This is a genomic window from Silvibacterium sp. (genome assembly GCF_047605705.1).
Classification (GTDB): domain Bacteria; phylum Acidobacteriota; class Terriglobia; order Terriglobales; family Acidobacteriaceae; genus Silvibacterium.
This window is the reverse complement of the sequence record NZ_JASGFD010000056.1, coordinates 21689-31592: the sequence shown is the minus strand read 5'-3', so window position 1 is coordinate 31592 and position 9904 is coordinate 21689. Positions and strand designations below refer to the sequence as shown.

Sequence of the window (9904 nt, the reverse complement as noted above, 5' to 3'; positions counted from 1 at the left end):
CCCTGATTCTCGCCGGATGGGAGAATCAGGGTGCCCCGTCCAAGCTCCGCTTGGGCGGGAGGTCAGAATCCCAGTCCTGCCGCAAAGCCACCGGCTGCCCACCGCTTCAACGACAATTTCAATCGCGACCAACGGAAGCGGAGGCCGAAGGCGAATCGCCCTGCGCGCAGCTGCCAAGCACCTGCGCCGCCGCCCGCAGTCCTGAGCGCAGAGCCCCGTGCACCGTACCCCAGTGCCCGGTCGTGTCCGTGTGCTCACCCGCAAAGTAGAGCGTGTCTTCCACCGGCTCGGCCATCACCGCACTCGCGCCCAGCGCGCCCGCGGGAGCATAACTGTACGCACCTCGGCTCCATGCATCGGCCAGCCAGTCATGCCGATGCGCACTCACCAGCAGCCCTTCCAGATCGTCCCGGCCGAAGACGCGACCCAGGCTTTCCAGGGCTGCCAGCACCAGAGCCATATCGTCCGCCGGGGCCTCCAGTGTGCGGGGTCCACCCACCCAGCCCGTCAGGCACGGCGCATCGTCCGGCGAGGCCGACCACCACACCCGCAGCGGCTTCTCTTCCGTGATCAGAAAGCTCATCTCCGGCTCCCAGAAGCGCTCCGAAAAAACCAGCGTCAACCGTGCGGCCGCGCCCATCGCCATCGCCGAAATAGCTTCCGTCTTCACCTCCGGCACAATCCGCACCGCGCCCGCCTGCAGCACCCCCAGCGGCAGCGTGAGGACAACCTTTGCAGCCCACAGCTCTTCACCCCCGCGAAGCCGCACATGCACCTCGCCCTGCTGCCAAATAATCTCCTCTACCGGCGATGAGAGCCGCAGCTCGCCACCGGCAGCCTCGAATCGCTCCGCCACAAACTCCGCCAGCCGGTCGTACCCTTCGCGCACGCGAAAGCCGCGATCGCCCTCGATCTCTTCTTCGGCCTCCTGCTGCCTGCGCAGTGAAGCCGTACCGATCCTCCCTGCATCCGCTGCGTTGAAGCCCTCCACGTACTGCTGCGTCCGCTCCGCAATCGCCTCCGGCAACTTCGCCTCTTGCAGAAACGCATCGAAGCTGCGATCGCCCTCCTCCGGAAGCGCGTCCAGCACCTCGAACGACTCGTCCATGCCGCCATCCGTGAATTGCGTGCCGTCATGGCAAAGCAACTCACCCTCGCGCTCAAAGATCGACAGCCCCGCCTCTTCGAGCAGCGCCAGCAGCTCCGGCGGCCTGCCATGCACGAACTCCGCGCCTAGTTCCACCGGCAGCGCCGAGCCCGGAGGACGCACCGTCAGCAGCCGTCCTCCCACGCGCTCCCGCGCCTCCACCAGGATCACCCTGCATCCCGCTTCAGCCAGCTTGCGACCCGCCGCCAGCCCGGCAATCCCCGCGCCGATCACAACTATCTCTGCTGCTTCCATATCTGAATTCACTCGCCCTACACCCTGCCATTCCACGAAGCTCCGCCCGGCAGCAGCCATGCATAGCGCGCCTCGCCGCCCTTGCCCTTCCACGCCGCGGGAGTCGGAGAATCCATCCAGTCTTCGGGCCCGGCGCTCTGGCCGCCCACGGCTGCTACCGCAAAGGCCCGCTTGATCGCAGCCTTCCCGTCATCGTCAAGAGCGTCCGCGCTCGGCGACACCACCAGCGACGCGCCGCTCGCCGCGACCGCGCTCATCCACGCCTCGGTCTGCTCCCACGGCACGGCGTTCGTGATCGGCACACAGTCCGGGTCCATCGTGAAGAACGTGCCGTTCTGCGGCAGACGAAACGCCAGCGTGTTCACGCCCATCCGCCGCGTGCGCTCCCAGTCGTGACCACTTACATCGTCGCCGGTGCGCTGCAGTTCGAAGAGCCCCGCGCTCAGATGGCCGATCACGTTGCAGCCCACCAGCACCGTCTTCTCGCCGGCCTCTTTACGGATGTCCTCATACAGCCCGCGCACGATCTCCGCATTCGTCTTCGTCCGGTCGTGAAAGCTCCAGCCCTCGCGCGTCGGTGAGCCGCCCATCGTCGATCCCCACTGCCCCAGCAGGTCATACGTCGAGAAGTCATGCTTGATCAGCTCATAGCCCCAGCTCACCGGGTTGCGAATGACGGTCAGCACCTTCTCCCGCGCCTCGGGGATCGTCGGATCCCATGCCGCTGTCACATCCTCGGCCTTCACCCCGTCACCAAAGCGGACAATCGGCAGCAGCAACTGAGAATCGCTCTCCCATGAGCCATCGAGCGCACGCGCGCGCAGCGGCCGCACCCAGATACCCGGCCGCACGCCCTTCGCCTTGATCTGCTTTGCCAGCCCATCCATCGATGGAAACTTCGTGCTCTGCTCCCATCCTTCGTCCATCACCGTGAACGGCCGCACACCACTGGCTGGAGCCAGCTCCGCCATCAGGTCCGCATCGCGCAGAATGTCCTCGGCCGAGCTCTTCCCATAGGCGTAATACCAGTCATTGCTGCCGTATACCGGCGTCGTCAGCCGCGGCTTCGGAGACATCACCGCGCAGAACGCACGCACCGACGCGAACGGCGTCTCACCGCCATGCCCAGGCCGCACCACCACCGTCGCCAGCTCCAGCTCGCGCTCGCCCAGGTGGACACCGCGCCCGCCATTCCGCACATCCAGCCACAGCGACACGCCCTCCCAGTCGATCTGCCAGAAGGCCAGCGCGCCAGCGCCAGTTTTCACACCAACACCATGCGTCATCCGGCCGTCGAAGGCCGCGAAGTACCACGGCATCGCCCGTTCCGGCACCATCTCGCGCCAGCCCAGCTCGCCGTAACTCCGCTCCCACGCATCGCCCAGCACGCGCACGTGTCCCGGCACCGGAAACCGCCAGCGCAGCTGGATCCGTGTCACCGGCGCGCGCTCCGCCTTGAGCCGCAGCTTCAGCCCGTCCGCACTCTCCTCGCAGCTGAGTGACACCACACCCGCCGACCACTCCGAGCCGGTCTTCCGCAGAGCGATCGGCTCGGGCGACTCGCCATATGCGCGCACCAGATCCGGCTGGCCTGCCACCTTGCGGAAGTCCGCGTCGCCGCCATCATCCCGCTTCTCCGCGATCGCAACACCCGGCAGCCCGGCCACAGCCGCCGTCATCCCCAGCCCCACTCCCAGATTGGCCAGCAATCCCCTGCGCGTTACTGTTCCCTGCACCGTATCGTCACCCCTTTTCAGCTACGATCCTATCCCTTCCCGAACATTGTCATTCCGACCGGAGCGACCGAAGAGAGCGTAGTGGAGGAACCTGTAGTCCACTCATCAAGCGAGAATCCGGGTGCCCCACGTCTCGCGTTTGAGACGTGGGTTCGCAGAATGCAGAATGTTGACGAGAACAGAATGCCGACGGCGGCCCACTCAAGCCCGCTTTTGGCTTGACTGGGGTAGCACGAACTTTACTCCCCCACTCCTGTCATTCCAACCGGAGCGAACGAAGAGAGCGAAGTGGAAGAACCGGCAGTCCACCTCATCAAGCGAGAATCCGGGTGCCCCACGTCTCGCATCTGAGACGTGGGTGCGCAGAATGCAGGATGTTGACGAGAACAGAATGCCGACGGTGGCCCACTCAAGCCCGCTGTTGGCTTGAGTGGGATAGCACGAACTTTACTCCCCCACCCCTGTCATTCCGACCGGAGCGAACGAAGAGAGCGTAGTGGAGGAGCCTGCAGTCCACCTCATCAAGCGAGAATCCGAATGCCCCACGTCTCGCGTTTGAGACGTGGGTGCGCAGAATGCAGAATGTTGACGAGAACAGGATGCCGACGGTGGCCCACCAACTCCACTCATTGTCAGAACCGGATACGTCCAAGGAACTCGACCACGCGCCCTGAATCCGCCGACTGCGCCTGTCCGAACTCGATGTTCTCGATCGTGTCCGCCGAGGTCGCAAAGGAGAACGGCGTGAGGTTCGTGATGTTGAAGATGTTGTAGAAGTTCGCCTGGAAGCGCAGCATGCCGTTTTCGCCCAGCCACTTGAGCTTCTGCTCCTTGGCGAAGCTCAGATCCGTGTCCTGGTAGCACGGCCCGCGGAAGGAGTTGCGCCCGATGCCGGGGTTCGTCCCTGCTCCATTCGCCGGCGGCGTGATGTCGAAGTACGCCGAACCGCCCGCCGCAAAGGCGTTGCCCGATCCCGGCTCGAAGAGCGCATTGCTGCATCCCGTCTTCGCACCGCCGTAGTAGGCCAGCGGACGCACCGGAGTCACCTCGGAGGTGTTCGTCACCACCGAAAGCCCGTGTAGCTCATACGTCACCGGCGTGTACGGGAAGCCCGTGTGATACGTGTAGACACCGTTCACCTGCCAGCCATTGGTGAGCGCGTTCACAAATCCGTTGTGGCTGTGCGAACCCGGAATCGTCCACAGCCCCGACACCGTCACACGATGCCGCAGGTCATAGTCCGAAGGTCCAAGCTCGGTCTTGTTGTTTGCAGGATCGGTCTGGTTCGCCGACGCATCCGCCTGATCGCCATTCGACACCTGGTCCATCGCCTTCGCGTAGGAGTAGATCGCATCCACCTGGAAGCCATGCTTCATGCGCTTGGAAAGATGCGCGTTCAGACCGTTGTAGTATTCGTTCGAATCCGACTGCGCGAAGTACGACGCGTAGAACGGAGTGTTCGTGTTGTCGTAAAGAAAATTCTGGTTCACCAGCCGCGTGTAATGCCGCCCGGTGCTGCCCTGGTAGCCGATCGTCGCCACCATGTCCCATGGCAGCTCGCGCTGCACCTCGAGCGAATACACGTAGCTGTACGGCGTCTTCAGATTCGGCGATGAGCCGTAGACCTCGATCGTCGTGCCGTTCGCCGGCAGGTTCCTGCTGTTGATCGTCGTAATGAGTGAAGGATTCGCCGCGTAGCTGAAGGGCGAAGTGCTGCTGCCCTCCTCGTACTGGATCACCCCGCCGGTCACAGCCGGAGAGGTGGTCGCACAGCACAGGCTGTAGTTGAAGTAACCCGGACCATCCTCCACCGCGTTGTTGAACAGCGCCACCGGCAAGCGGTTGTACGCCATGCCGAAGCCGCCGCGCACTACCATCTTGCCGTTCTGCCCCGGCGGCGTGTACGCAAAGCCCAGGCGCGGCGACCAGTTGTCATACTGCGACTGCCAGAGATGATGCACCGGCACCAGCGATGCATCGGCCAGCTCAGACCCGGCCGGCCCCAGCACCGGGTAGTTGATATCCGCGCCGTGGCTGTACAGCGGCTCGAAGTACTCCCAGCGAATACCCGTATTCACCGTCAGGTTCGAGGAGACCTTCCAGTCATGCTGCACAAACGCACCATAATAGTGATCCCATAGGTAACGCGCAGTATTTGGCACGCCGCCCGTCGTCGGATCGGCAAAGATCTGCTCGTAGATCGGCGTATCGTTCGCGAAGTTCCACATGCCCGCAAAGGCATACGTCGGACGCGCGGCGCCGCTCAGGTTATCGTTGTCCTCTTCCAGGCGATACTCGAAGCCCATTCTCAGCGTGTGGCTGCCGAAGGTATGCGTCACCATGTCGCGCGCTTCGTAGGTCGTCTCGGCCAGGATCGAAGGCGTCGTGCTCGCGCTGCCCGGACCGTAATTGATGTCGTTCGTCAGGTTAAACGGCTGGTTCTGGATGTTGTCGTAAGGAATGCCCCAGTCCACCACTCCGGCCGAGTCCTTGATGCCGTTGTCCGCGAAGCGCGTGCCGTTGGCGCGCAGCTCGTTCACCGTATTCGCGCCGAAGGTGTGAATGTAGATCGCCGTAATCGCCGAGTTGAGCGGCTTAAACGGCACATCGCCATCCGGACGCGAACCCTCTGCCGTGCCTGTCGTGTAGCTGTCGAGCTTCGTGAAATACACGGTGCCCGCAATCTGATCATGCGGCGTTACATAGGCATCGATGCGCCCGTTCCACTGTTTGCCGCGGCTGTGCGCCGGCTCCAGCAGTTGTGCGTATTCCACGTCAGGAATATTGTCGAAGCCGTCGCCGAAGGAGTACTGGCTCGTCGTCGTCCCCGCCACCGTCGCAGGCACATAGCTGCCGAGCGTTCCATACGGCGAACCGAGATCAAGACCGCCCGGCAGCGCGTTGCACGGATACTGTGTCGTGGGATACGCCGCAGCATTGCCTGTCGTCACAGTCGTCACCTGCGTCGCATTTGCCAGGGCGCATGTGCCGTCGAGTACCGCGTTGATGCGTGGTACCTCGGCATCCCGTGAAACGATGCCACCGGAAATCCCGCCCGCGCGCGCGGAACCGATCAGAGAACGAAACGCCGAAGTATCCACCCACTGCGAAGCATAGGTCGGGTTATTCGCCCGGAAGCCTTCGAACGAAATAAAGAAAAATAGCTTGTTTTTGTAGATTGGCCCGCCCAGGCCACCGGCCCAGTCGCGCTCCTTGTTCTGTACGCGGATCGTCGGCTGCCCCGCGGGTCCACCGTAGTCGTTATAGGCATTCAGGCCGGGATCGTCATAGGTGAAGCTGCCGCTGCCATGGAACTGGTTGCTGCCGCTCTTGGTCACAGTCAGGATCTGCGCGCCGCTGTTGCGTCCATACTCTGCTGAGTACGCGCTGGTCAGCACCGTGATCTGCCCCACCGCCTCCACGTTCGGCGTCACCACTGCCGCGCCGCCATGCGTCAGGCTGTTCACGCTCACCCCGTCCAGCAGGTAGTTGTTATCGCCCACCCGCTGGCCGTTTGCGCTGATCTGGATCTGGTTTTCGGTCTGGAAGATGCCGCTGTTCGATTGCCCCGGGCCCGTGTTGTTCGGCAGGAACACCGCCTGGCCATTGCCCGCGCGCGAGCTGTCGCCCGTGATGCCCGGAGTCAGGCGAAGCAGCTCGTACGGATCGCGCCCGTATGCGGGAATCTTCTGCAACTGCTCACTGTCGAGAGTGCCGCTGATGTTCGCATCCGAGGTCTGCAGCAGCGGCACTTCGTTGCCGTTGACCGTCACCGTCTGGGCAGCGCCGCCCACCTCAAGCTTCACTCCGACATCGCGAGGCACATTGCCGGCCAGCCCGACATTGTTTAACGTCGCAGTCTTGAATCCCTGCGCCGTGACCACGATGGTGAAGGTGCCCGGCGGCAGCTCATGGAAGGCATAAAAGCCCTCAGCCGAGGAGACCGTCGTATGGGAGACATGCGTGCCGTCGTCCGTTAACTTCACGGTCGCGCCGCTGACCACGGCCCCCGTTGTATCTGTGACCGTGCCTGTGACCTGTGCGTTGAACTGCGCGTGTGCGGATAGCGTGGCGATCAGCAAAGCCGCACCGGAGAAGAGAACGGGCATTCTCCGCAAAGAGAGGGGAAACCACCTCATAACAGCCTCCGGAAGGTGCTGCAACGTTGCTTCAGATGCAGCGCTTCCAGACCGGGTAGCCTAACCTGTTACTAAGTTGGTCACTCTTTTGTGAAGAAGCGCGCGGGCTGCCCCTCCGCAGCCCGCACGCCATTTTGCCGGCTCAGTGGCCGTAGCCGGCATCTTCCGCGCGTACCTTGCCGCGGAAAAGCGTATAACTTGTCACGAAGTATCCGACGGCCAGCGCCATGCCCACCGCCCACCAGACGAGCCCCGCATGCGTGGCATAGGTGCCGGTGAGCGCCTTCGCCACGGTGATGTCGCGAGCCGCATCGGAGGACGAGGGCAGCAGCGTGGGATAGAGCCCCACCGCCGCTCCCACCAGCATGAACACCAGGTATGCGCATGAGGCGAGAAACGCGCCCAGTTGACGCCCCTTCGTGCTGAGTGCTTTCATAGCCGCGAGACTCGCCACCACTGCCACCGGGATCACGAACAGCGCCGGGTGATGGCGGTAGTTCGTCAGGCTGTCCGGACGCACCGCGATCGTGGCTACTAGGCTCACCAGCGTGATGGCGCACAGCAACAGCCAGCCCGTCTCGGCGATGCGGCGTGCCCGCTCCTCGAGTTCGCCTGTCGTCTTCGTCACCAGGTAGAGCGCTCCGTGCACGGCCAGCGCCACCAGCGCGACCACGCCGCCGATCACCGTGTACCAGTCGAGAATGCCGGGATGCGGCCCTACCCGCCAGTTCGTCCACAGCGGCAGGAAGAAGTAGCTGTCATCGCCCAGCGGCACGCCGCGAATCACATTCGCCAGCGCCGCGCCGAAGAAGATCGCCAGCAGCGCGCTCGAGAGAAAGAAGAGCCCGTCGAAGAAGCTCCTCCATAGGCCATGGTCCACATGATGGCGCAGCTCGATCGCCGCGCCCCGCCCGATCAGCAGCCACAGCACGATCATCAGCGGCAGGTAGAAGCCGGAGAAGGACGACGCATAGAGCAGCGGGAAAGCGAAAAACAACGTGCCTCCGCCTGCCAGCAGCCACACTTCGTTGCCGTCCCACACCGGCCCGATCGAACGCATCATCATCAACCGCTCGCCTTCTGTCTTGCCCAGCAGAGGAAACAGGATACCCACGCCTAGGTCGAACCCATCGAAGACCACATACGCCGCGATCATCACCGCGACAATCCAGAACCAGATCGCTCCCATATCGTCCTCTCTCCCCTACGCCGTCACCGCAATCGGCCGCGCGTGCGCAGCGTGCTTCTCCGGGCCTTCATCGATGAAGCGGTAGACCATCACCACCCATAGGATCGACAGCAGCGAGTACATGCCCAGGAAGCCCAGCAGTGTGAACAGGCTGTTGCCGCTCGAAACATGCGTCGAGTAGCCCTCGCTCACGCGCATCAGCCCATACACCAGCCACGGCTGGCGTCCCAGCTCGGCGGTCATCCAGCCTGCGGTGTTCGCGATGTATGGCAGAGGAAAACTCAGCAGCATCGGCCACAGTACCCAGCGCGTCCGGTAGAGCGTGCCGCGCCACAGCAGGAAGGCCGCAATTACCATCAGCGCGGCGAAGTACGTCCCCAGACCCGCCATGATGTGGTAGCTGTAATAGAGCAGCGGCAGCGCCGTCGGCCACTGATCCTGCGGATACGCATCGAGTCCCTTCACCTCCGCCTTCGTAGTTCCATAGATCAGGAAGCTCAGCACGCGATTCACAGCCAGCGGGTTGTCAATGCGTTGATGCTCCACATCAGGCTGCCCCATCAGCACAATCGGCGCGCCCTTCTCGGTGTGGAAAAGCCCCTCCATGCCGGCGATCGCCGTCGGCTGATGCTTCGCTACGTAGCGCCCATGCAGATCGCCCGTCGGAAAGATCTGCACGATGCACGCGATGAGTCCCGCGATCACGCCCACCTTCACAAACAGGCGGCCATATGTCTCATCGCGATGGCCGAGCAGATAGAACGCACCAACCGCCATCATCACGAAGCAGGCCGTCACCACCGCGCCGCACATGTTGTGTGCATACTGCAGCCACGCCCACGGATTCATCAGCAGTCCCCAGAAGCTGGTCAGCACAAAAGTGCCGTTCGGTCCTGGCTGATACGCCACCGGATGCTGCATCCACGCGTCGGTCACGATGATGAAGAAGCCGGACATCCATGAGCCCAGGCACACCATGAACGCTGAGCCCAGGTGGGCCAGCTTCGAGAGCCGCTTCTCGCCGAAGAGAAAGAGTCCGAGAAAGGTCGACTCGAGAAAGAAGGTGAAGATGCCTTCCATCGCCAGCGGCTGCCCGATGATGCCGCCGGTGCGGCGCGAGAACTCTGACCAGTTCGTACCGAACTGAAATTCCATCGGAATGCCGGTGACCACGCCGAGCAGGAAGTTCACCGCGAAGACGCGCGCCCAGAAGCGCGCCGCCTTGTCATAGCGCTCGTCCCGCTTCGCCAGTGCCACCGACTTCAGCACCACGATCAGCAGGGCGAGACCCATCGTCAACTGCGGGAAGAGGTAGTGGAAGGTGATGGTAAAAGCAAAATGGATGCGATGCAGAAGGAGTGCTGTCATGGCAACTCCACGCTATCAACGCGATAACCGCGCCGCCGTGACCTGTATCACACCTCTGCGCAGGAAAGCG

General features: G+C 63.1%; 5 protein-coding genes. All 5 read right to left on the bottom strand.

Translation table 11 applies throughout. The annotated features are described in order from the left end of the window. Positions 1-118: 118 nt before the first annotated feature. Positions 119-1402, bottom strand: coding sequence for a flavin monoamine oxidase family protein (locus tag QM649_RS16880; RefSeq protein WP_415200236.1), 1284 nt, complete (start codon positions 1400-1402; stop codon positions 119-121). A 17-nt stretch (positions 1403-1419) separates the two neighbouring features. Next, positions 1420-3138, bottom strand: coding sequence for a hypothetical protein (locus QM649_RS16875; protein WP_415200235.1), 1719 nt, complete (start codon positions 3136-3138; stop codon positions 1420-1422). 632 nt (positions 3139-3770) lie between these two features. After that, positions 3771-7277, bottom strand: coding sequence for a carboxypeptidase regulatory-like domain-containing protein (locus tag QM649_RS16870; RefSeq protein ID WP_415200234.1), 3507 nt, complete (start codon positions 7275-7277; stop codon positions 3771-3773). 142 nt (positions 7278-7419) lie between these two features. Then, positions 7420-8466: a cytochrome d ubiquinol oxidase subunit II gene (cydB, locus tag QM649_RS16865; protein ID WP_415200233.1), complete on the bottom strand. Its 1047-nt coding sequence runs from the start codon at positions 8464-8466 to the stop codon at positions 7420-7422. 15 nt (positions 8467-8481) lie between these two features. Next, positions 8482-9834, bottom strand: a complete 1353-nt coding sequence (locus tag QM649_RS16860; RefSeq protein ID WP_415200232.1) for a cytochrome ubiquinol oxidase subunit I — start codon at positions 9832-9834, stop codon at positions 8482-8484. Positions 9835-9904: the final 70 nt, after the last annotated feature.